The 23725-nt window shown below is 43.3% G+C and carries 18 protein-coding genes; 8 read left to right on the top strand and 10 right to left on the bottom strand.

Translation table 11 applies throughout. From position 1 onward, the window contains the following. Positions 1–33: 33 nt before the first annotated feature. Positions 34–3888, bottom strand: a complete 3855-nt coding sequence (locus QZ135_RS11385) for a TIM-barrel domain-containing protein (RefSeq protein WP_294609068.1) — start codon at positions 3886–3888, stop codon at positions 34–36. 199 nt (positions 3889–4087) lie between these two features. Further along, positions 4088–6010, bottom strand: coding sequence for a molecular chaperone DnaK (dnaK, locus tag QZ135_RS11380; RefSeq protein WP_294609066.1), 1923 nt, complete (start codon positions 6008–6010; stop codon positions 4088–4090). A 271-nt stretch (positions 6011–6281) separates the two neighbouring features. Between dnaK and QZ135_RS11375 the strand changes: the two genes are divergently transcribed. Together QZ135_RS11375 and QZ135_RS11370 are read left to right on the top strand one after the other, a co-directional pair. Next, the gene (locus tag QZ135_RS11375; protein ID WP_294609064.1) at positions 6282–7715 is read left to right on the top strand and encodes an MATE family efflux transporter; all 1434 of its coding nucleotides are present in this window, start codon (positions 6282–6284) and stop codon (positions 7713–7715) included. After that, on the top strand, positions 7654–8229 hold the full coding sequence (locus QZ135_RS11370; protein ID WP_294609062.1) for a cyclic nucleotide-binding domain-containing protein: 576 nt from the start codon (positions 7654–7656) through the stop codon (positions 8227–8229). The genes QZ135_RS11375 and QZ135_RS11370 overlap by 62 nt, the downstream gene beginning before the upstream one ends. A gap of 1341 nt (positions 8230–9570) precedes the next feature. Here the strand turns inward: QZ135_RS11370 and QZ135_RS11365 are convergent. Further along, positions 9571–10911, bottom strand: a complete 1341-nt coding sequence (locus tag QZ135_RS11365; RefSeq protein WP_294609060.1) for an AAA family ATPase — start codon at positions 10909–10911, stop codon at positions 9571–9573. A gap of 189 nt (positions 10912–11100) precedes the next feature. Here QZ135_RS11365 and QZ135_RS11360 point away from each other — a divergent pair, with 189 nt between their 5' ends. Continuing rightward, positions 11101–11664: a Crp/Fnr family transcriptional regulator gene (locus QZ135_RS11360; RefSeq protein WP_294609058.1), complete on the top strand. Its 564-nt coding sequence runs from the start codon at positions 11101–11103 to the stop codon at positions 11662–11664. A 70-nt stretch (positions 11665–11734) separates the two neighbouring features. Next, positions 11735–12061 (top strand): multidrug efflux SMR transporter, encoded by a 327-nt coding sequence (locus tag QZ135_RS11355; RefSeq protein WP_294609056.1) that lies wholly within the window; start codon positions 11735–11737, stop codon positions 12059–12061. 64 nt (positions 12062–12125) lie between these two features. Here the strand turns inward: QZ135_RS11355 and QZ135_RS11350 are convergent, their stop codons facing one another. Beyond that, complete coding sequence (locus QZ135_RS11350) at positions 12126–12917, bottom strand: META domain-containing protein (RefSeq protein ID WP_294609055.1); 792 nt, start codon at positions 12915–12917, stop codon at positions 12126–12128. A 313-nt stretch (positions 12918–13230) separates the two neighbouring features. On the opposite strand from QZ135_RS11350, the gene QZ135_RS11345 reads away from it, so the two are divergent. From QZ135_RS11345 to recA, 3 genes are all read left to right on the top strand, one after another. Further along, complete coding sequence (locus tag QZ135_RS11345; protein ID WP_294609053.1) at positions 13231–14424, top strand: saccharopine dehydrogenase family protein; 1194 nt, start codon at positions 13231–13233, stop codon at positions 14422–14424. A gap of 106 nt (positions 14425–14530) precedes the next feature. After that, positions 14531–14977, top strand: a complete 447-nt coding sequence (gene bcp, locus QZ135_RS11340; RefSeq protein ID WP_294609051.1) for a thioredoxin-dependent thiol peroxidase — start codon at positions 14531–14533, stop codon at positions 14975–14977. A 25-nt stretch (positions 14978–15002) separates the two neighbouring features. Next, entirely contained in the window at positions 15003–16046 is a 1044-nt protein-coding gene (gene recA / locus QZ135_RS11335; RefSeq protein ID WP_294609048.1) for a recombinase RecA, read from the top strand. Between the two features lie 76 nt (positions 16047–16122). On the opposite strand, the gene QZ135_RS11330 is transcribed toward recA, so the two are convergent. The 6 genes from QZ135_RS11330 to QZ135_RS11305 form a co-directional block, all read right to left on the bottom strand. Then, entirely contained in the window at positions 16123–16875 is a 753-nt protein-coding gene (locus QZ135_RS11330) for a DUF4252 domain-containing protein (protein WP_294609046.1), read from the bottom strand. A gap of 6 nt (positions 16876–16881) precedes the next feature. Then, the gene (locus QZ135_RS11325) at positions 16882–17409 is read right to left on the bottom strand and encodes a hypothetical protein (protein ID WP_294609044.1); all 528 of its coding nucleotides are present in this window, start codon (positions 17407–17409) and stop codon (positions 16882–16884) included. Next, positions 17390–17905, bottom strand: a complete 516-nt coding sequence (locus QZ135_RS11320; protein WP_294609042.1) for an RNA polymerase sigma factor — start codon at positions 17903–17905, stop codon at positions 17390–17392. Before QZ135_RS11320 ends, QZ135_RS11325 begins: the two co-directional genes overlap by 20 nt. Positions 17906–18085: 180 nt before the next feature. Next, positions 18086–19162 (bottom strand): YeiH family protein, encoded by a 1077-nt coding sequence (locus QZ135_RS11315; protein WP_294609040.1) that lies wholly within the window; start codon positions 19160–19162, stop codon positions 18086–18088. Between the two features lie 111 nt (positions 19163–19273). Next, the gene (locus QZ135_RS11310) at positions 19274–20170 is read right to left on the bottom strand and encodes a LysR substrate-binding domain-containing protein (protein WP_294609038.1); all 897 of its coding nucleotides are present in this window, start codon (positions 20168–20170) and stop codon (positions 19274–19276) included. A 45-nt stretch (positions 20171–20215) separates the two neighbouring features. After that, positions 20216–20818: a DUF6621 family protein gene (locus QZ135_RS11305; RefSeq protein ID WP_294609035.1), complete on the bottom strand. Its 603-nt coding sequence runs from the start codon at positions 20816–20818 to the stop codon at positions 20216–20218. A gap of 280 nt (positions 20819–21098) precedes the next feature. Here QZ135_RS11305 and clpB point away from each other — a divergent pair, with 280 nt between their 5' ends. Further along, positions 21099–23687, top strand: a complete 2589-nt coding sequence (gene clpB / locus QZ135_RS11300) for an ATP-dependent chaperone ClpB (RefSeq protein ID WP_294609033.1) — start codon at positions 21099–21101, stop codon at positions 23685–23687. The last annotated feature ends 38 nt before the right edge of the window (positions 23688–23725 follow it).

The following is a 23725-nucleotide window of genomic DNA, read 5'->3' as shown; positions in this document are numbered from 1 at the left end:
CGCACCTTTTTCTATAAAATATCCCGTTTCTTCTTAGAACGCATGCACATTCAATAGTTTATCTACCAAGTATCCATCTATCACCTTCAAGTTGAAAGTTACTTTCCGCTTGGCTTTGAGCTTGATAATGAACAAGTCACTGTCTCCCTCAAGCGTCTCACGTTCTCCTATGTTTACGAACGTAGGATACAATGACTTGGTACCGTTGGTATGGAGTCTGTCATTGGTCAGATTCTCCATCTCCTTCATACCCAATGGTTGTATGCCTACAAACTCATAATCGGCAGGATTGTAAGGCAGCGCAAAGCTGAGGGCATTCACATAACGCAGACCGATACCCTTCACAAGAACCTCAACAATTTCATCTTTGGCATAAGATTGTTTGGGTGTACTGATGCCCAGACTTCCCTCCACCTTCTCACCTCTCACGGCATCGGCACCACCATCCAATTGCGTGGCAACCACAGAGATGTCGTAGGCATCTATCAAACCGTTACGGTTCAAATCGCCATTACTGATGTATCCTTCAAAGTCTGCATCACCACGTCTCAGTCCTGTGTAGTTGATATAGGAAGTCAGGTCATTTTCGTCAACCAGCTTGTCGTTATTGATGTCGCCCGGCAGATAACTTTCCGTTTCAGGCACCCGGAAGACATAAATTTCTTGTCCCGAACCATAATTGCCCACAGCCTCAGAGATACTCATCTTAATATAACGGGCGGTAGGAGTTTGGGCAAAGGTGAATATCTTCACTTCATTATCGCGCTTCCAGTCGAAAGCTCCCGCTTCGGTCCAGTTTTCTTTATCCATACTATAGTAAACAGTGCCTTTCAGCAGTGTTCCGTTTCCGGCATTCTCACGAGGCAGGTAGTGGAATTTCTCAACTTGGTTAATAGATTTCATATCCATAATCAGGTCAAAGGGAACAGCCTTTTCATTATACTTGGTGTGCCACAATTCGCCTTCCTCAAAATCGAACAGGCGGCGAAGCGAACGGCCCTGATTAGCAGCGGTAGTCTCGCCCACAATACCATGTATGGCAAATTCCAGCGGATCTTTCTTGGTAGTGGCGCTGAAAGATGACCAGTCGGACTGTCCTTCTTTGTTCACGGCGCGTATTTTAAAGCTATAATCAGTTTCCACGTTCAGGCCGTCAAACAACAATTCTGTGGTTTTTATAGTACTGTAGATCATGCCGTCAAACTCGATTTCATAATAATCGGCATTGTCTACCTTGTTCCAAGTCGGTTTCAGAGTATAGGCTGCTGTGTTTTCTTCCGTCACCTGTGCCTGAGGAGCAACCAGCGAACCCGAGGATAGCAGATGAGTGTCTGCCGGGGCAAATACAAATCCATTTATCTTGAGTACTGTCGGAGCTGCCGTAATATCAGAAATAGCCAATCTGACGAGAAGTTGAGGATTCTTGGTGATAACCTCTTTTTCGAACTCACTACCTTTGGTGGCAAACTTATTCAGGTTTGGCCGGGCATCGTAAAAGTAAACATTCTCTTTCCGGAGAAATTCATCCATGCTGCCTGCTTCTGTGAGTTTTATCTTATTCTTGCCAATAGTTGCCGAAATCTTTTTAGGCTTTTCGGTGACATTAATCCTGAACTCGGTGGCTTTCTCTTTTACGAAACCATCAAAATCACCCTGAGCCGGATGAATAGTAACTGTAACATCGCCTTTAGCGTTGACGTCGGATTCAATCACTGTACTTACGTCCTTACCTAAGCGGTACTCTTCAGTCGTTCCATCATCATCATACTCGGTGAATGCGCTTTGTCCGCAAGGATAAAGTTCATATATACGCAGTTTTTTGTCTATTTCGCTGACATTATTATGGGGTGATGTCATGGGGATAATGGCTCCTTTCTTCACAAATACGGGTAATTTCCAGAGTGGTGCAGCATAGTTATTGATGATGCGTCCGCCCTGATATATTTCACCGGAAAAATAATCTATCCATTCGCCTTCAGGGAGATAGATGCCGTTACGAATGTCGTTGCCTTGTTCATCTGCCTTTGTAGCCTGATAAACAGGTGCTATCAGAAAATACGGACCATAGAGAAACTGATATTGAGTGGCTTTACCCAGCGTGTAAGCATTGGGATATTCCAGGAACATGGCCCGTATCATAGGCAGACCGTCCACTGATTCTTTGGCAATGCTGTAAGCATAAGGCATGATTTCCGATTTCAGTTTCAGATACCAGCGATTGATAGAAGTGGCCGGTTCGCCCAAAGCATGAGGATACTTCTCATTGGCTCCCCATCCGTCCATATTCAACTGCATGGGTGTGAAGGTTTTCCACTGGAAGTCTCTGGTGTTGATTACCGGATTCTTTCCACCGAAGATACCGTCCATATCAGAACAGATATTGGGATTACCCGACAACCCCGAACCAATATATGTCGGGATGTGGAAACGGATGTACTCCCAGACACCTCCGGTCTGGTCGCCCGACCAGATGCCGGCATAGCGTTGTGTACCTGCCCAACCGTCGAGAGAAATAATGAAAGGGCGGGCATCGTTACCATAGTAAGACATAATCTGTGCTACATCTGTAATACCGTTCAGTCCGAAGGAATATCCGGCACCTACCCAGGCAACGTCGGTTTTCAGCACGCGTACACCTGCATCACGCACCTCTTTTACGATATCACGTTGCAGCAAAGCACTGATGCCCTCTTTAGGATGAAGGTCGGACTGTGTCCACAGACCAATTTCCACACCATTCCCATGGGCATAATCTGTCAGGCTCTTCAAGTTCTGAATATTTCCGTCCAATGTCTCCGTCTGACCGTAACCGGCCCCGTAGCCATCGTTAGGCAACAGCCAACCGAGTGGCATGTCATGTTTCTTGTAGCGATCTATCACAGCACGTGCCGAGAATTGGTAGTTATCCTTTTCTCCGTTCAACGATTCTTTGATACCTCCATTATCTTTCTGGCTTTCTTTGTAGCGTTTCCCATCTTCAAACAGGATGCCGTTTTCATCTTCTTTCCAGTAATCACGGTTATAGGCGTTCAGATGTCCTTGATAAAAACCAAACTTCGGTACCAGCACAGGATGCCCAGTCAGTTGGTAATAGTCATTCAGCAAAGGCACGGCACCATCACTGACCATAATAAAGAGGTCAAGATAAGTCGTTTGATGAAACAGCTTCACAATGCCCTTCTCTTCTCTTCCAAAGTCGTAAACTCCTCTTTTGAAAGTATACCACATCAAGCCGTAACCACCTGTCGACCAATAATATGGATTGGGGGATGCTACACCGCCATCCGTCCAGCTATTTTGGTTTTCGATAGAAATCATTTTGCCTTTGTGCGAGAAACGTCCATTCTGCACACCACCGCCAAAGAAATACTCCTGCGGGGTCTCTTTCAATTTCAGAGTGACTCTCTCTTTATCAAAAAGAATGGGTTCAGCCTGTTCCAACACGGTAGTTCCTGTTTCAAGATTAGTGACTTTCATCAATGTAGTGTTTTTATCGAACTCTACTTTAATCTTCCCGGTAGTGATGGAAACGGAACCGGCATTGTTTATAACATCCAATTGCGATACGTCCCTACGTGGTTGGCTTACGAGGATTTTAGCTTCAGGTTTTGCTTCCGGATCCCGGAGCATTCTACCCGAATTATCCTGAAACATTCTGAAAATGTTCTCTCCGTAGAAGTCGAGTGTCATACGTTGATGGTTGGAAAACAAGATGTCAACCGCAGCCGGATTGATTTTTACTACATCGACAATTTTAGTTTCTTGTTGCGTTGTTCCAATGTTACTTTCTTCTACTGCATACGCATGCAGACAGGATAGCGTAAAAGATAGTAGGAAAGTAAACGATAATGCCTTAAATTTCCTACAGTAGTTAATTGATTTGTTCATGTCTTTTTCTTTATATATTAAGGTTATGAATGTCTTCTTCAATCAAAGGTAAATAAATTATCATGTAAGACAAAATATCAGATATAAAATTATAGATTTATTCTTGTAAAAGAAATAAAGGTATCAAAAAAGAGAAAAGCCATAAATCATAGATTTACAGCTTTTCCCTTTTAATATATTGCTTAAATTATGCGAATAATCACTTAACTTCCTCAAAATCAGCATCCTGCACGTCACTATCATGCTTGCTGCCATTCTGAGCACCACCAGCTTGTTGTCCACCATTCATGTCCGGCCCAGCCTGAGCACCACCTTGGGCACCACTCTGTGCATACATCTCAGCGCTTGCAGCTTGGAATGCAGTGTTCAATTCTGCCATGGCAGTATCTACTGCTGCCAAATCCTGTGCCTTGTGAGCATCTTTCAATTTCTGCAAAGCAGCTTCAATCGGAGCCTTCTTATCAGCCGGCAATTTATCACCCAACTCTTTCAACTGATTTTCAGTAGTGAAAATCATTGAGTCAGCCTGATTCAGCTTGTCAATCTTTTCACGTTCTTTCTTATCAGCTTCTGCATTGGCTTCTGCTTCAGCCTTCATCTTGTCGATTTCTTCCTTACTCAAACCGCTGGAAGCTTCGATACGGATAGCTTGTTCCTTACCGGTAGCTTTATCCTTGGCAGATACCTTCAAGATACCGTTAGCATCGATATCGAACGTTACCTCAATTTGAGGAACACCGCGACGTGCCGGAGCAATACCTGTCAGATTGAACTGACCGATAGATTTGTTTTGTGCAGCCATCGGACGTTCACCCTGCAATACATGGATGGTAACTTCCGTCTGGTTGTCGGCAGCCGTAGAGAAGGTCTCACTCTTCTTACACGGAATAGTGGTATTCGCATCAATCAGTTTTGTCATTACACCACCCAGAGTTTCGATACCCATAGACAGCGGAGTAACATCCAGCAATACCACACCTTTAATCTCATCCGTCAATACAGCACCCTGCACAGCAGCCCCCACAGCTACTACTTCATCCGGGTTCACACCTTTGGAAGGAGCCTTACCGAAGAAGTCTTCAACCAGCTTCTGTACAGCCGGAATACGAGAAGAACCACCTACAAGGATTACTTCGTCAATATCAGCATTGTTCAAACCAGCATCAGACATAGCCTTCTTACAGGGTTCCAGACAAGCCTGAATCAAATTATGAGCCAGAGCTTCAAACTTAGCACGGGTCAAAGTTTTAACCAAGTGTTTGGGCACACCACCTACCGGCATGATATACGGCAAGTTGATTTCAGTGCTTGTAGAAGAAGACAATTCAATCTTAGCTTTTTCAGCAGCCTCTTTCAGACGTTGCATAGCCATCGGATCCTGAGTTAGGTCAGCACCTTCGTCGTTCTTGAATTCTTCTACCAACCAGTTGATGATTACGTGGTCAAAGTCATCACCACCGAGGTGAGTATCACCATTCGTTGACAAAACTTCGAACACACCACCACCGAATTCAAGGACAGAGATATCAAATGTACCACCACCAAGGTCGAATACGGCAACCTTCATATCTTTGTTCGCTTTATCGATACCGTAGGCCAATGCAGCGGCTGTCGGTTCGTTCACGATACGCTTCACTTCCAGACCGGCAATCTGACCGGCTTCTTTGGTAGCCTGACGCTGAGAATCGGAGAAGTAAGCCGGAACGGTGATAACAGCTTCCGTCACTTCCTGTCCCAAATAGTCCTCAGCAGTTTTCTTCATTTTCTGAAGAATCATAGCTGAAATTTCCTGCGGAGTATACAGACGGCCGTCTATATCTACACGCGGCATATTGTTGTCACCCTTCACCACCTTATAAGGCATGCGGGCTATTTCTTTTTGTACCTGATCCCATGATTCACCCATGAAACGTTTGATTGAGAACACGGTTCTCGTCGGGTTCGTGATAGCCTGACGTTTTGCAGGGTCACCTATTTTACGCTCGCCACCATCTACGAATGCTACGATAGACGGAGTAGTGCGTTTTCCTTCACTGTTTGCAATTACTACAGGTTCGTTTCCTTCAAATACGGAAACGCAAGAGTTTGTAGTTCCTAAGTCAATACCAATAATTTTTCCCATGATCGTTACTATTTTATTTGTTATTATTCAAGTTTCATCTCGTCTGCCTCAGCAGCAGACGCCAATAGAAAGACAAACGTCGTGCCAAATTGTTCAGAGGGGTTGTAATTTTATTGCTTGGCAGGAATGCTGTCAGTTTGGCAGAATTATTCTTCACTTTTCTGTCGTAAATTACCAATTGTTAATCACTGTCCTATAGAAATGCGCTACTTTTGCAGACGATTTAGGCCCCGTAGCCCGTAACTTGTATCTCGTAACTAACATACATATTATGGAAAAAGATAGCATTGATTTTAAAAACATGGACATCGCGGCATTGTTCCGCAAATTATTACTTCCTACTGTACTGGGCATGATATTTTCTGCCTTATTTGTAATTACAGACGGTATATTCGTAGGAAGAGGTATCGGTAGTGATGCACTTGCAGCAGTAAACATTGTGTCACCGTTATGGTTATTCTCCACCGGCATCGGATTAATGTTTGGTGTAGGAGCATCTGTTGTGGCATCCATCCACCTATCTCATGGAAAGGTGAAAGCCGCCCGCATCAATATCACACAATCTATAGTCATATCCTCACTATTATTGCTAACAACCTCTACCCTATTCTGTTGCTTTGCTCCGCAGGTAGTGCAGCTATTGGGCGGTTCGGAACGGCTGGCCCCATTGGCAATAGAATATATGGTGTGGTTTGTCCCGTTCTCGGCATTTACTGCCCTGCTCAACTCAGGCATGTTCTTCTTGCGACTGGACGGTTCGCCTAACTTTGCTATGATGTGCAACGTAGTGGCTGCCATCCTGAATATCATTCTTGATTACCTGTTCATCTTCCATTTTGGTTGGGGAATGTTCGGCGCAGCCATTGCCAGTGCCATCGGTACTACGGTTGGCGCACTGATGATAATCGTCTACCTCTCCCGTCGCAAATGTACCCTACACTTTTACCCAGTGAAACTAAGCCGCAAAAGTATGCAACTGACCCGCCGTAACATAGGCTATATGTGCCGTTTGGGTTCCTCCGCATTCCTGTGCGAAGTCGCTATTGCCTGTATGATGTTTGTCGGCAATATCGTATTTATACACTATCTGAAAGAAGAAGGTGTGGCAGCATTCAGCATTGCCTGTTACTTCTTTCCTATTATATTTATGGTGTACAATGCCATTGCCCAGTCGGCACAACCCATCATCAGTTACAATCATGGACTCCACGAAGAAACCCGCGTCCGCTGTGCCTATCTGCTGGCACTGAAAACAGCCATCGGTTGCGGTGCAGTCTTTGCGCTGATAACAGCATTGTTCAGCCCGGAAATTGTCTCTATGTTCATTGAGCGCAGTTATCCGGCTTACGAAATAGCCAGCAAAGGACTTCCTCTCTATGCTACCGGGTTCGTATTCTTCGCCGTCAACATTGTTTCCATCGGATACTTCCAAAGCGTGGAACGGGCACGATATGCCACCATCATCACTCTACTACGCGGTTTCGTCCTATTGACAGTCTGTTTCTTCGGTCTTCCCCTACTCCTTGGCAATCCGGGCATTTGGCTGGCAACCCCATTGGCAGAGTTACTCACCACCCTCTTCATACTCATTATTTATATAAAAGCGAAAAGGAAGCGCAAAAAAAATATAGTATCTTTGCCACATGGAAACGATGATAAAGAAATTCTGCCAAAGATACAGACTCCCGGAAGAAAGCCTGCGTGAACTTTTGTCACACATGACAGAATATCATTTCGGCAAAGGGGAAACAATTGTAAAAGAAGGGGAACGTAATACCAATTTCTACATTCTAAAGAAAGGTATCTGGCGTTCTTACTACATGATGGATGGAACCGAAAGTTCTCTCTGGTTTGCCGGAACAGGTGAGATAGCCTTTTGTTCTTGGGGATACGTCAACAACGAAGTATCTTTGGTTAATATTGAATCTGTAAATGAAAGTACTGCCTACTGCATTGCTAAGTCCACACTGGAGGATCTCTTCAATAAATCTATTGCATTAGCCAATTTCGGCAGAAAGATTTTTGAACAGGAAGTCCTGCTTATTGATGGTTATACTGTGGCATATGGCACCCCCAGCGCCAAGGAACGTTATCTGACTTTAATGGAAGAGAACCCGGAATTATTGCAAGATGTTCCACTGAAACATCTTGCATCGTACTTATACATCACACCACAATCTTTGAGCAGAATACGAGCAGGTCTGAAAAGAAGGAAATAATTCGCTAGCGGAATTGTTTAATTTCTCTTTCCCCCCACTTTCTTTACTTTGTATTCACAAACATTACGCTTGTGGTTCCTGTTTTCAGGACTCACTTCGTAGTGTGCAACTTTAAATGATAAAAGTAATGAATACAAAAAGGATTGAAAAAGATGACGGAAGGATGGACCCTTCGCTGTATATGGCGGAGGTCATTGACGAATTGAAAGAAGATAGAAGATATCCTGCGGTGCAATGTCCGTGAATGGAAACTTATCTGAAACCCTTCGAGAATGAGAAGGTCGACAGGGAAAATCGTAAGCTAATTTCTACTGCCAGAAAACACAAAGTCAGAAGTGAGAAATACGTTATCCATTATAGAACATAGTGTTGCGATAGAATTACTTACCAAATAACGGCTCATTTCCGTTTGCAAAGTTTATATTTTGCCTTTATTAATCCAAGCAAAAGCATGATCTTTTTGATAAAAGGAGCGATCGACCTCTTCTATGGTGACGAATCTCATATCTGCACGGAAAGCTATGTCCTTTATGGAATCGCTTTTTTATGCCACCAACAGGACTTTGGCGGCTATAGGAACACGACTGAGTATTAACTTTAGCCATTATGCGGCTTTATTTTGATTAGTTACTTAACTAAAAAATATGACATAAAATGATAGGGTTCTATTCGCATTTCTTGAATTAATTTTAAATCAGCACTTACTATTCAGAAATCATTGAAAGAGGTTGTGTATATATCAAATTCGGTACAAACTCGGTATATACTCGGTATAAATTCGGTTAAATAGTCTATTTAACGGGAATGAACCGAATCTGCTAAGAGAAAATATCCAATATATACAGAAGAGAAGAGGACGTAGACGAAGGAAGAGGAAATCAAGAAAAAGAGAAGAATACCTTGGTTTAAATATTAAGTAACTAATCAAAATGAAACAACATAATGCATTAAGTAACTCTTCAGTGGTGATGATAGAGCATGGAAGATGATGGCTAAAAACATATATGAGGCAACTCAAAACCGGAAATGTAGGAAAAATATATTTATATATTCCTCTTTTTTTCTTTATATTATTATATCATGTACGGTCAACGATACGGTTTGCTGTTCACTCGAAGAGATATATCACTTGTTATCAACGCATTAAGACACACACAGTACTACTCGGATACCTGTTCGGTAAGAAAATGTCTCCGGAAAGTGGTCTTGTGTAGCATTTGTATGAAATATCAGCCAAACAATACCAATATGAACCGGATGAAGCATCACGCAGACCAAATACGATTTATTGTATTACCTTTGTGGCTATGAACAAAAATAATACCCATATGATAATCGATACTATAGATTCAACTCCAGTACTCTTTGCAGACTTCCTACGTAATAGAAAGGAAGGTTTATCAGTCGGAATACCCTGCCGGAAGCAGTCTTCACATCGTCCACAGAATATCCACCATTCCAAATACGGATAGCCAGATTTCCACCTGACAAGTCTATAAACGAATGCAGGGAACGCAGATGAACATTGTTTCCACATTTCACTTCTATAGGAATAATTTGCGTGCCATTTTGCCATACAAAGTCAGTTTCTGCATTGGAACCTTGTTTGTCTCTCACCCAAAAATATAAATCTGAAATATATAAATCATCTAACAACACACGCAATTGTTGCCCAACAATATGTTCAGCCACAGCTCCCTGCCACGTATCCATTAAAGTACGGTCATGCAAAAACTCAGTTTGGATGTTAGCCGCAAAATTAACCAAACCGGTATCCAGCCACATTAGTTTAGGCGCACGTTTCAAAGCTGGTAATGCCGGAGCAGACACTGCCGTAATAGGATAAACCAAGTTTAGGATAAAGGTTTTCTCCATAATGCCAAAAGCCTCACGCACATCTTTAGAATTATAATTAGACTCTCCAAAATTTCCTAATTTAATCGTCTGTCCCGCCTTATTCCAACCCGTTTTAAGGATATGGCGAATAACCTGCGTTTGCAATTGAGTGGGAGCATACTTCTCAACATCCTCATTATAACCCTTCAAAAGGGAATTATAAATAGATTTCAAACGCACAAGGTCACCATTCACTACATAATCCGCCACCACTTCGGGCATTCCTCCTATAAGAGCATAACGATGAAAACGGGACATTGCTTCTTCATGCAGCACAGACGGTAAATTCACTTTATCTATTGCCGTACGATATTGTTCATCTCCCATCGCTGTCAGATATTCACCGAACGTACAAGGAGCAAGCTGCATGTACTCCACTCTCCCCACCGGAAAAGATATCCGTTCTTTAAGTAGGGACTGTAAACGGGAACCGGCAGCTATTACATATAATTCCGGCATGTCCTCATAGAAATATCTCAGTAAAGCCACTGCTTTAGGCACATTTTGTATCTCATCAATGAAAAGCAATGTCCGCCCCTCACGCAAAAGGATATTTTTTTGGAAACAAGCAATCTTGACTATTTCCTGTACTTTATCTGTACTCAAAAATAATCGTGCATCTTCTTCACGTTCAAGATTCAAGTGAAGATAGTTCTCGAATTGCTGCGCAAACTCATTAACTACAGTCGTTTTCCCAACTTGGCGGGCACCGCGTAGCACCAATGGTTTACGACCTTTACGTTCCGCCCATTCCTGCATTTTTTTATAAATATCTCTTCTAAACATAGAAAGCATTGTTATTCAACTACAAAGATATAAGTTTAAACTAAAAACATAGGCAAAATAAATAGAAAACAGTCTAAAAACATAGGCAAAAAAAATAGAATATTCATATAAAAACATAGGCATTTTCTCATATCAGCAGAAATTCCCTATATTTGCGTTTAGCAAATCAATCAGATAAATAGCACCCATATGGATATAAATCAGATTATCGATAACATAGGCATCCTCCCGGAACCATCAAAAAATGCGTTGAAGGAGATTATTACCGAGGTCACTTACCCTAAAGGGCATATACTGTTCAGAGCGGATAAGGTGGAGACCAAAGTATATTTTATCAAGCGGGGGATTGTACGTGCTTACACTGAAATGGAGGATAACGAAATCACGTTCTGGTTTGGACGTGAAGGCGATACAGTGGTTTCGATGAAAAGCTATGTGAACGACCGGAAAGGTTATGAGAATATAGAACTCCTGGAAGAATGCGAATTGTATGAGGTGAAGAAACAAGCCTTACACGAACTCTTTGGCAAGGACATACACATATCCAACTGGGGACGAAAATTTGCAGAACAAGAACTGCTCAAAACCGAAGAACGGTTCATCAGCAGGCAGCTCAAAACATCCACAGAACGGTACAGGGAACTAATGAATAATAACCCCGACCTACTGCAAAGGGTACAGTTGGGATATATCGCTTCATATCTCGGCATTACCCAAGTCAGCCTGAGCCGTATCCGGGCGAAGTTCCGGTAAATCACTTTTTATCATTTGTTAAACAGGAAGTCAAAGCAATTCATGACCTTTGTACCCAAAATCAAAAGTTATGAGTTGGATATATTTAGTTGTTGCCGGACTGTTTGAAGTGGCATTTACATCGTGCATAGGCAAAGTGAAAGAAACAACCGGAAGCGAGATGTACTGGTGGCTGACCGGTTTCCTGATTTCTATGAGTATCAGCATGTATTTGTTGATAAAAGCAACACAAATCCTACCTATCGGTACGGCTTACGCAGTATGGACGGGAATAGGCGCAGTGGGAACCGTATTGGCGGGTATATTGATATTCAAAGAACCAGCCACTGCATGGAGAGTGTTTTTCATTGTGACACTGATCGGCTCAATTATCGGACTTAAAGTCGTATCACATTAAAAACAAAAACAGGATGCCAACCGAACATTGACACCCTGTTTTTTTTATCTTCTGATTATCTAAATCACTTCTTCACCAACACCATTACCAGCGTATTGTTTGCATCGTAAAGTCCGATGCCTCCGCCCGCCAGTTTGCCGAAAGACTTCACTTCATTCAGTGCTTTCATCACACGGCCTTCCACTTCCATATCCGGGCAAGCCATCATAGTGCTCACAAGTTGCGGGAAAGAGATAGCGGATGAATTTTCGTTATCTGCCACAAATCCGCCGTTGATAAGATTACAACCGGCATTGCCATGTATTCTTTTTTCAGCAAGATTGAATTCTACAAACGGTTGCTTTTCCATTCCTTCGGGAATAGCCTGACCGCCAGCTTCGGAAATCATCCACTTACCATTCAAATCTGATAGTTTCACTGTAGGAGCTTTCTTTTGTAATACAATAATAGGACGATTGGATGAACCGCACAAAGCCATGTTCTCCTTGCCCAACTTCTTATACTTCTTCACCTGTCCTAAAGCAGACAAAACGTTTTGTTCCAACGTCATGTCCGGACAAGCCATACGTGTGCTTGCCATAGCGCCCAAGTCAATCGTGCCGGGTTTGGCATTCACGTCGAATGAACCCATCATACGGTTGCAACCACTGTTACCGAATACTTTTCCGGTAGATGTATCAAAGCCTATAAAGGGAAATTCCTGATTAGGTGCGGGAACTACGGCAGCACCGTTGATTTCTATAATATTCCATTCACCACTGATGGAAGACAGCGTCGCAGCATCTTTGGACGAGCGACAAGATGACAAAGCTACCAAAGCCCCTGCCATACAGAGAGAAACAAATACTTTCTTCATTGTTATTCGTTGTTTAAGTTAATTTTCACGGGACAAATATATATAAAATAACCCAAACGTGAGCTGTTTGTTTGAAAATAGATGCTATTTCTAAAAAGTATTTAGCAGGATTTTAATGTTTATCTGCGAATTAAATCCTATATTTGCTCACCAAAAATTATCGTGCAAGGCGCGATAAGTGACGAGCTACAAGCTACGAGTGACAAATGCCTTTCGGTGTGACAAGTACAGCGCAGCAACTCATAACTTGCAGCTTGTAGCTCGTAACTTATATAACAATGCGATTTTAAATTTAACAATGTAATCAAAAGAAATGGGTAAAGTTCTTATTATCGGTGCAGGCGGTGTAGGTACCGTTGTTGCGCACAAAGTGGCTCAAAATCCTGATGTATTCACTGATATCATGATTGCCAGCCGCACAAAGTCCAAATGCGACGCTATCGTTAAAGCAATCGGTAACCCAAACATCCGGACCGCACAGGTGGATGCCGACAATGTGGACGAACTGGTAGCTCTTTTTAATAGCTTCAAACCCGAAATCGTCATAAACGTAGCACTCCCCTATCAAGATCTCACCATCATGGAAGCCTGTCTGAAAAGTGGAGTCAACTATCTGGACACAGCCAATTATGAACCGAAGGATGTGGCTCACTTTGAATATAGCTGGCAATGGGCATACAAGAAACGCTTCGAAGAGGCCGGACTGACGGCTATCCTCGGTTGTGGTTTCGACCCGGGCGTAAGCGGCATTTATACCGCATACGCTGCCAAGCATTATTTCGACGAAATGCAATATCTGGATATCGTAGACTGTAACGCCGGCAACCACCACAAGGCATTTGCCACCAATTTCAATCCGGAAATAAACATTCGCGAAATTACTCAGAATGGTCGTTTCTACGAAAATGGTGAATGGGTGACTACCAAACCACTGGAAATTCACAAGGATCTGACATATCCGAACATCGGACCGCGCGATTCTTATCTGTTATATCACGAAGAACTGGAATCGTTGGTGAAGAATTTCCCCACCATCAAACGTGCACGCTTCTGGATGACGTTTGGACAAGAATATCTGACTCACCTCCGTGTAATCCAGAATATAGGCATGGCACGTATCGACGAAGTGGATTATAACGGAATGAAAATTGTTCCGCTACAATTCCTAAAAGCCGTGCTTCCTAACCCGCAAGACCTGGGCGAGAACTACGAAGGAGAAACGTCCATCGGTTGCCGTATCCGTGGTTTGAAAGACGGAAAAGAACGTACTTACTACGTTTACAACAATTGCAGCCACCAGGAAGCCTACAAAGAAACAGGCATGCAAGGTGTAAGCTACACAACAGGCGTTCCTGCCATGATAGGTGCCATGATGTTCATGAAAGGCTTGTGGAAGAAACCGGGTGTATGGAATGTGGAAGAGTTTAATCCGGACCCGTTCATGGAACAACTGAACAAACAGGGATTGCCTTGGCACGAGGTGTTTGACGGAGAATTGGAAGTGTAATATAAATGAAGAATTAAAAATGAAGAATGAAGAATTACCTTCGGTGTGCTTTCATTGTGCAGCCTAATTCTTCATTCTTAATTCTTCATTCTTAATTTAATAAATTATGCAAGTAGGAGATAAAGCGCCCGAAGTATTGGGCATCAACGAAAAAGGCGAAGAAATCCGCCTCAGTGACTATAAAGGAAAAAAAATAGTTCTTTATTTTTATCCCAAAGATATGACCTCAGGCTGCACGGCGCAAGCCTGTAACCTACGCGATAACTACTCGGAACTGCGCAAGGCTGGTTACGAAGTTATCGGCGTAAGCGTGGACAACGAAAAGTCACATCAGAAATTTATAGAGAAAAACGAACTGCCCTTCACCCTCATTGCAGACACGGACAAGAAACTCGTGGAACAATTTGGAGTATGGGGAGAGAAAAGCATGTACGGACGCAAGTATATGGGAACTTTCCGCACTACCTTCATCATTAATGAAGAAGGAGTGATAGAGCGTATCATCACGCCCAAGGAAGTGAAAACCAAGGAGCACGCCGCACAAATATTATAGAAAACTCTAAATAATAGAAAGCAATATGGCAAAGAAAGACGAACTTATTTTTGAAAACGAAAATGGCAGCAAGATGGCATCCAGCGAGAAGTTGAAAGCTCTGCAAGCTGCCATGGACAAAATAGAAAAAAGCTTTGGTAAGGGTTCTATCATGAAAATGGGCGACGGCATCGTCGAACAAGTAGAAGTAATCCCTACCGGCTCTATCGGACTGAACGTAGCACTTGGTGTCGGCGGTTATCCGCGTGGACGTATCATCGAAATTTATGGTCCGGAGTCATCTGGTAAAACAACTCTGGCCATCCACGCCATTGCTGAAGCACAAAAAGCTGGTGGTATCGCTGCATTCATTGATGCAGAACATGCCTTCGACCGTTTCTACGCAGCCAAACTGGGTGTAGATGTAGATAATCTCTTTATTTCCCAGCCGGACAACGGTGAACAAGCATTGGAAATTGCAGAACAGTTGATTCGTTCCTCAGCTATCGACATCATCGTCATCGACTCCGTAGCCGCCTTAACTCCAAAAGCAGAAATTGAAGGCGATATGGGCGAGAACAAGGTAGGTTTGCAAGCCCGGCTTATGTCACAGGCGTTGCGTAAACTGACCGGTACTGTCAGCAAGACACGCACCACTTGCATTTTCATCAACCAGTTGCGTGAAAAGATTGGCGTCATGTTCGGCAATCCCGAAACAACAACTGGTGGTAATGCACTTAAATTCTACGCATCCGTACGTATTGATATCCGTGGAAGCCAAGCCATAAAAAATGGTGAAGAAGTTCTTGGCAAGCAAACTAAAGTGAAAGTTGTAAAGAACAAAGTGGCTCCTCCTTTCCGTCGCGCTGAATTCGACATCATGTTCGGTGAAGGAATCTCACGTGCCGGTGAAATCATTGACTTGGGTGCAGACTTGGGTATCATCAAGAAAAGCGGCTCTTGGTTCAGCTACAACGAAACCAAAATTGCCCAAGGACGTGATGCGGCCAAACAAGTCATCCTTGATAATCCGGAACTGGCAGAAGAACTGGAAGGATTGATTTTCGAAGCATTAAAGAAAGACAAGTAATCTCCTATAATAAAGGGGGAACCGGAACCGGTTCCCCCTTTTTCAACAAACTATTTACACCTATCAGCAGACGGCCTTATTCCAGGTTTTCCAAACGTTCTTCCAGCATCTCCATGCTTTTCTCAAAACGCTTCCAAGTATCGGCATCCATCTGTTTCTTCAGATATTCGCTATCCTTTAGTTTACTTAAGTCTTTCAAACTTTTCAATCCTTTTAAACTTTCCAGACTCTTCAGGCTTTCCAGACTTTTCAGTCCTTCCAATCCTTGCAAACCCTCCAATCCTTTCAGGCTATCCCAAATGTCGGCATTCGCCAAATCAATATTGCCATCAATATGATAAACATTGCCACCCTCGTTCATACCGGTATTCTGATACATCATAATGTTCTGAATATCTTTCAGCGTCATCTCTCCTTCCAGATAGACAAACTTCAAAGTGGCAGCACCGTCAATTATCATAATCAGTTCCTTCACCTTATCCCCTTTCCTGTTGATATAGAATTCAGAACTGGATACGGTTCCTTTCTGTTTCATCAGCAGTTCATACTTGGACGACTGCACCAGCGAGCGCAGGTCTTTGCGCATATCTTTCTTGATATTGCTATCCATTGTTGAAAGAATCTGCACACAATCCAACTTACCGGATACCTTTCCTATATAGATATCCTTCGTAAAAAGATTGGGGTTCATTTCAATCATCGCTTTCGATATATAAACCGAAGATACCCCTTTCATATCATTATAGGTATTGAATATGTTCTTCTGCGCCTGGCAGAGCAGGGGTAACAGTAGCAACGCACCTGCCAATAAAATTTTGTTGAGTTTCATAATCGTTTATCTTTGTATTTCTTTTTTTACTTCCTGATTCACTTTTTTCATATCTACCTGCGTCTCCTTCACTTGGGCAATGCCCTGGTTCAGATTAGTGGAAACTTCCAATAATGTTGCCTGCAACACACGATAGGCTTCTTCCGGGTCGGAGAATGTATCCTGTGGTGTAGGCGGACACACATCATTTCCCAGCTTATCAACACCATATCCGATGCCAATAAGCAGCAACACAGTAGCGGCAATGCCGCCAATCCAGCGCCAGTTGCGTTTAGCTTTGTTAGGACGGAAAAAACGTTGTTCTTCTTCGGCCTTTTCATCAATCAGCAGGCTTAGTTTATCTCCCAGGCCCGCAGGAACTTCCACATCTTTATCCGCAGCTTGATAAAGGCTAAGAAAAAACTCTTTATCCCTCAACAGATGCTCAGGTACTTCCGTTGTTCTGAAATAATCTCTCAACGCCTCTTCCTGGCTCTCGGTAGTGTTCCCCTCGTAAAACTCGGCGAGCAGCCTTTCAATTTCCTCGACTTTCATAGTTATTCCATTTATTAAATTCCTCACGTATCTTTTTCCTTGCCCGAGACAGCAGTACACGGACGTTTGTAGAGTTCAGACCGGTCACTTGTTCTATCTCTTCGTAAGAACAGCCTTTGACGTCCCGCAGATTCACAATCCGTTGTTGCTGTTCGGGCAAGTGGGCAATGATATTTTTCACTTGTCGCACTTCGTCGCGTATCTCCAGATTATCTGCCTGAGAGACGTCTTGCACGGCAGTCAGTTCTACAGATTGTTTGGATAAAACGTACTTTCCCGAACGAAGCAAGTCAAAACACATGTTCTTTACCAAAGTGACACTGAACGCTTCCGGGTTGCTGATAACCGTCAGTCCTTCCCGCTTATCCCACAACTTCAGATAAGCTTCCTGCACCAAATCTTCCGCATCGGCCGCATTCTCCAGTAACCGATAGGCCACGCAGTACAGTTTGCGGTGATAGGGTAGAAACTCATTTTTAAAACTCTCAGCATCCATGGGCTTTTCTGTATCTCAATCCTGTTTACTTGTTGTATCTATTGGTTAGACGTAAAGAGGCGGAATATTGTTACAAAGAAAAGAAAAAAATCGCTCCTACAAGTTCAAATGACCTATAGGAGCGAGACACTTTTACCCGAACACACAAATTTTCTTTCCGGATTATACTATTAAATCAGACTATGCCAATGCCGGCACCAGATATTTAGTCAGCAGATAGCCACCGCCTACCAGCCAGATATAGAGAAAGAAAGCCAGAACAAACGGTTTGGCACCTGCTTGCTTAAACTTATCAATGCTGGTATCAGTTCCCAATGCCGTCATAGCCATTGTCAACATAAAGGTATCGATGTATTCAATCGCACCATTCAAAGGAATATCCTTTACCGTTTCCGCACCAGTCAGGTATTGCAGAAGGGAATTCAGACAAATAATTCCAATAAAACCAAAAGCGAACCAGGGAATGGTAATCTTACTCTTTACCGGTCTACCTTCAGCGTCTACACGTTTGCGTCCGGCCAAGGCGAGACTCATGATAACCAATACAGGAGCCAGCATCATGACGCGTATCATTTTCGTGATGGTTGCCGGTCCGGCAATGCCCAAGGCATCTGTAGGGTCCATTGCATTACCCGCACCTGCCACGTGGGCTACTTCGTGCAGGGTACTTCCAGTGTAGATGGCAACTCCCATATCACTCAATCCGTCAAGCAGTCCGGCACGATACATAATGGGATACAAAAACATGGAAATCGTACCGAATATAACTACTGTGGATACAGCAATGGCCGTTTTATGTCCTTCACACTTCACCACTGGCTCAGCACCCAGTACGGCTGCCGCCCCACAAATAGCACTACCGGTAGAAGTCATCAATGCAGTATCTTTATCAATCTTCAGCAACCTGCCCAACCAGATACCCAGGAATATGGTGCCCGCAACCACAATCGTATCAATTACAACTGCCGGCAACCCTACTTCTGCCACCTGCGTAAGTGTCAGACGGAAACCGTACAGCACGATACCTGCGCGCAGCACCTGTTTGGTACAGAACTTAATGCCCGGCACCCATGTCTCCGGCAAGCGATTACGCAGACTATTGGCATATATCATACCCAGAATGATGCCAACAATGAGTGGACTAAATGATAAACTTTTTACGAAAGGAATTTCAGCGATATAGAAAGCTGAAAAAGAGAATAAGGCAATCAGCAAAATACCATGCAGAGTGTTGCCTCTGTTTCCACGACTAAACATAGATTTAAATTTAGTATTAATAATGTTTGTTTTTTAACTGGCGCAAAGGTACGTCATTCGCATTATTCATCCAATTTAAATCTGATTATACATTATAACTGAAAGTAATACTTATAACTTTCCACTATTATGTTCCGCAAACCGCATGAAAGCCTGCGGCAAGCCTCCCTCCTGCCCTTGCTGCTGAACGAAGCAGAAATCACGATGCATGGTCATCCCTTTAATTTCGACAACACGAAAAACACCCGCAGCGAGCTCCTTATAAATGGAGCGAATAGATACAATTCCCATGCAATCCGTGTTTTCCAGAAAGAGCTTGATACTCTCAGTACTGCCCAAATACATCAAAACATGAAGTGAAGAAAGTTTGATGCTGCATTGCCCCAATGCGCGCTCTATGAGATCGAGTGTACCAGAACCACGTTCACGAAGCACAAGGGGAATATTCCTCAAATCTTCGAGAGTAATTTCTTCGGGTAGCGACAACTTACTCTTGGCATGTATCACAGCTACCAATTCATCTTTAAGAAAAGTTACATACTTCAGATTAGGCAATCGGTAGACACCTTCTACCAATCCCAAATCTATGCGGTGTTCCTGCAAAGCCGCCTCTATTTCACGAGAATTACCATTCATCAACGAAAGATTCACCTGTGGGAATTTTTCAATAAAACTGGCAAGCAAAAGAGGTAAAACGTATTGGGCAATGGTGGTACTGGCGCCCAAACGCAACTCTCCCATATATTCATTATGCAACAGATGCATTTCATATTCCAGTTGTTTATAATCTTCCAGAATACGGTCGCAGTGTTCCAACAACAGTTTCCCAGCTTCCGTCAGGCTTATTTTACTGCCCTGCCTGTCAAACAAACGTGCCTGATAAGTACTCTCCAACTCTTGTATATGCTTTGTAATAGCGGGCTGGCTTACAAACAACTCTTGCGAAGCCTTCGTAAAGCTCAGGTTCTTCGCCACGGACCGGAAGACTTTTAAACGAAAATCGGACACGGTAATTAATGATTAAGGGTTAGTGATAAGTGGTTAATAACAAGGCTATTGCAATTCTTCGGCCTTAATACCCAAAGCACGCATCATGGAGTAACCCAACAAATCCCATTTACAAGCAAGAGGACGTGCAGGCTCATCCATATTAAAAAGAAAAACCTCTTTTGACTTTTCCGGATTGGCGTCTTTCAGATATTCATCCAGAACTTCCATAAGTTTGGCACCATAGTCTTCAATAAACGGAACCAGCATAAGGCGCTTCACATCGGCAGAATCAAGAGCTATATTCAGCAAATCAAGATAGAGGTTCGCCCTCGACACAAACCCCTCGGAGGATACTGAAGTGAATATAAATTCACCCAACTGATTAGTATATCCTACCCCATTCAAATCTTTATTTAAATTGGTAGGGTCACAGTGAAGCAGTTCATTTGTCTGCTCATCATGCACAAATAACACTCCTATATTATTGTCCTTATCGCGAACACCAGAATCAAGTGCCAGATAAGAGGCCCATTCTTCTACATAAATATTCTGTAAGGGACGTCCTAATTGTAACTCAAAGTATCTCTTCAAATCTTTAACCACGTCATTGAAGTATGCTACGTCCACTAATATCACATTCTCTGCGAACTTTACATTTTCTGCCATAATTACTATAATTCTATATTTTAAGGGATAAAGATACAATAATCCTTTTAGCTACACACAGGATTTAAACAGAATTTGCGTATTGCTATATAATAATGAAGAGAAGTCCTATAAATACAGTGGGCAACGTCCCCCTATGGGCATTACAACCAATCAATAAAGACATTTTGTCAGAAATTTTTATATTCCATCTGCTATTTTGTCAGAAATAAGTCATTGGCAAATCTTTTGCGCCCTATTAGTTGTTATTGAAAATGAAAATAGAAAGGAGATATAAGATATGAACTTTAACAATTTCACCATTAAATCACAAGAGGCAGTGCAAGAAGCACTGAATCTAGCTAAGAGCCGTGGGCAGCAAGCCATTGAACCGGTTCATGTGATGCAAGGAGTGATGAAGGTGGGCGAAAACGTCACCAACTTCATTTTCCAGAAGCTGGGCATGAACGGACAACAGGTTGCACTGGTGCTCGATAAACAAACGGATTCCTTGCCCAAAGTTTCGGGTGGAGAACCCTACTTAAGCCGTGAAACGAATGATGTGTTTCAAAAAGCCACCCAGTATTCCAAAGAAATGGGTGACGAATTCGTTTCACTGGAACATCTGTTACTGGCATTGCTGACCGTAAAAAGCACAGTCTCCACCATCCTGAAAGATGCGGGAATGACGGAACATGAGCTTCGCAATGCCATCACCGAACTGCGCAAAGGCGAAAAGGTGACCTCACAATCCAGTGAAGATACTTATCAGTCATTGGAGAAGTACGCCATCAACCTGAATGAAGCTGCCCGAAGCGGTAAGCTCGATCCTGTGATTGGTCGTGACGAGGAAATACGTCGCGTGCTGCAAATCCTGAGTCGCCGCACCAAGAACAACCCTATATTAATAGGTGAACCGGGTACTGGTAAAACTGCTATTGTGGAAGGACTCGCCCACCGTATCCTGCGTGGTGACGTTCCTGAAAACCTAAAGAACAAACAAGTGTACTCACTGGATATGGGTGCACTGGTGGCTGGTGCAAAGTACAAAGGTGAATTTGAGGAACGCCTGAAAGCGGTAATCAACGAAGTGAAGAAATCGGAAGGAGACATTATCCTTTTCATTGATGAAATTCACACGCTGGTGGGTGCTGGAAAGGGCGAAGGAGCCATGGATGCCGCCAATATACTGAAACCTGCGCTGGCGCGTGGCGAACTGAGAAGTATAGGTGCCACTACTCTCGATGAATATCAGAAGTATTTTGAGAAAGACAAAGCATTGGAACGTCGTTTCCAGATTGTATATGTGAACGAACCCGATACGCTGAGCACCATATCCATCCTGCGCGGACTGAAGGAACGCTACGAAAACCATCACCACGTACGGATTAAAGATGACGCCATCATTGCCGCCGTAGAGTTAAGCAATCGCTACATCACGGATCGTTTCTTACCGGATAAAGCTATCGACCTGATGGATGAAGCTGCCGCTAAGTTGCGCATGGAAGTAGACTCGGTTCCGGAAGAATTGGATGAGATTTCACGCAAAATCAAACAATTGGAGATTGAACGCGAAGCCATCAAGCGTGAGAACGACAAGCCAAAGCTGGAACACATTGGCAAGGAACTTGCTGAACTAAAAGAACAAGAGAAATCTTACAAGGCGAAATGGCAGAGTGAGAAAACGCTGGTTAACAGAATACAGCAGAACAAGGTTGAAATAGAAAACCTGAAATTCGAAGCTGACAAGGCAGAACGCGAAGGCGACTACGGCAAGGTAGCCGAAATCCGCTATGGCAAGTTACAGGCTTTGAATCAGGAAATTGAAGATACTCAGAAAGAGCTTCATGCCATGCAGGGCGACAAAGCCATGATTAAGGAAGAAGTAGATGCTGAGGACATTGCAGACGTAGTATCTCGCTGGACGGGTATCCCTGTAAGCAAGATGCTGCAAAGTGAAAAGGACAAGCTGTTACATCTCGAAGATGAACTTCATCAACGTGTCATCGGACAAGATGAAGCCATCCAGGCAGTTGCTGATGCCGTGCGCCGTAGCCGTGCCGGTTTGCAGGATCCTAAACGTCCGATTGGCTCGTTCATCTTCCTCGGTACTACCGGTGTAGGTAAAACAGAACTTGCTAAAGCACTTGCAGAATTCCTCTTCGATGACGAGACTATGATGACGCGCATCGATATGAGTGAATATCAGGAGAAGCATAGTGTATCACGTCTGGTCGGAGCGCCTCCGGGATATGTGGGCTATGATGAAGGTGGGCAGTTGACCGAAGCCATCCGGCGCAAACCGTACTCTGTGGTATTGTTTGACGAAATAGAGAAAGCGCACCCGGATGTATTCAATATCCTGCTGCAAGTATTGGACGACGGACGGTTGACGGACAACAAGGGACGTGTGGTAAACTTCAAAAATACCATCATCATCATGACCTCGAATATGGGTAGTGCCTACATTCAGAGTCAGATGGAGAAACTGAACAGCGCCAACAAGGAGCAAGTGATAGAGGAAACGAAGAAGGAAGTGATGAATATGTTGAAGAAAACGATTCGTCCGGAATTCCTGAACCGTATTGATGAAACCATCATGTTCCTCCCACTAAATGAAAGTGAAATTAAGCAGATTGTAGTGCTCCAAATAAAAGGTGTACAGAAAATGCTGGCTCAGAATGGTGTGGAACTGGTACTGACGGAGGGAGCCATAGAGTTCCTTACCAAAGTAGGGTATGATCCGGAGTTCGGTGCCCGTCCTGTGAAACGAGCTATCCAGCATTACCTATTGAATGATTTGTCGAAAAAGTTATTGGCACAGGAAGTAGACCGCAGCAGGTCCATTATTGTAGATGCCAGTGGCGAAGCGCTGGTATTCAGAAATTAAACTGAAAAACTAATGAATAAAAAAGGCTGTCTTACCAC

Source organism: uncultured Bacteroides sp. (genome assembly GCF_905207245.1).
Taxonomy (GTDB): domain Bacteria; phylum Bacteroidota; class Bacteroidia; order Bacteroidales; family Bacteroidaceae; genus Bacteroides.
Note: the sequence above shows the minus strand (reverse complement) of the source record. Positions and strands in the feature narration are given on the sequence as shown.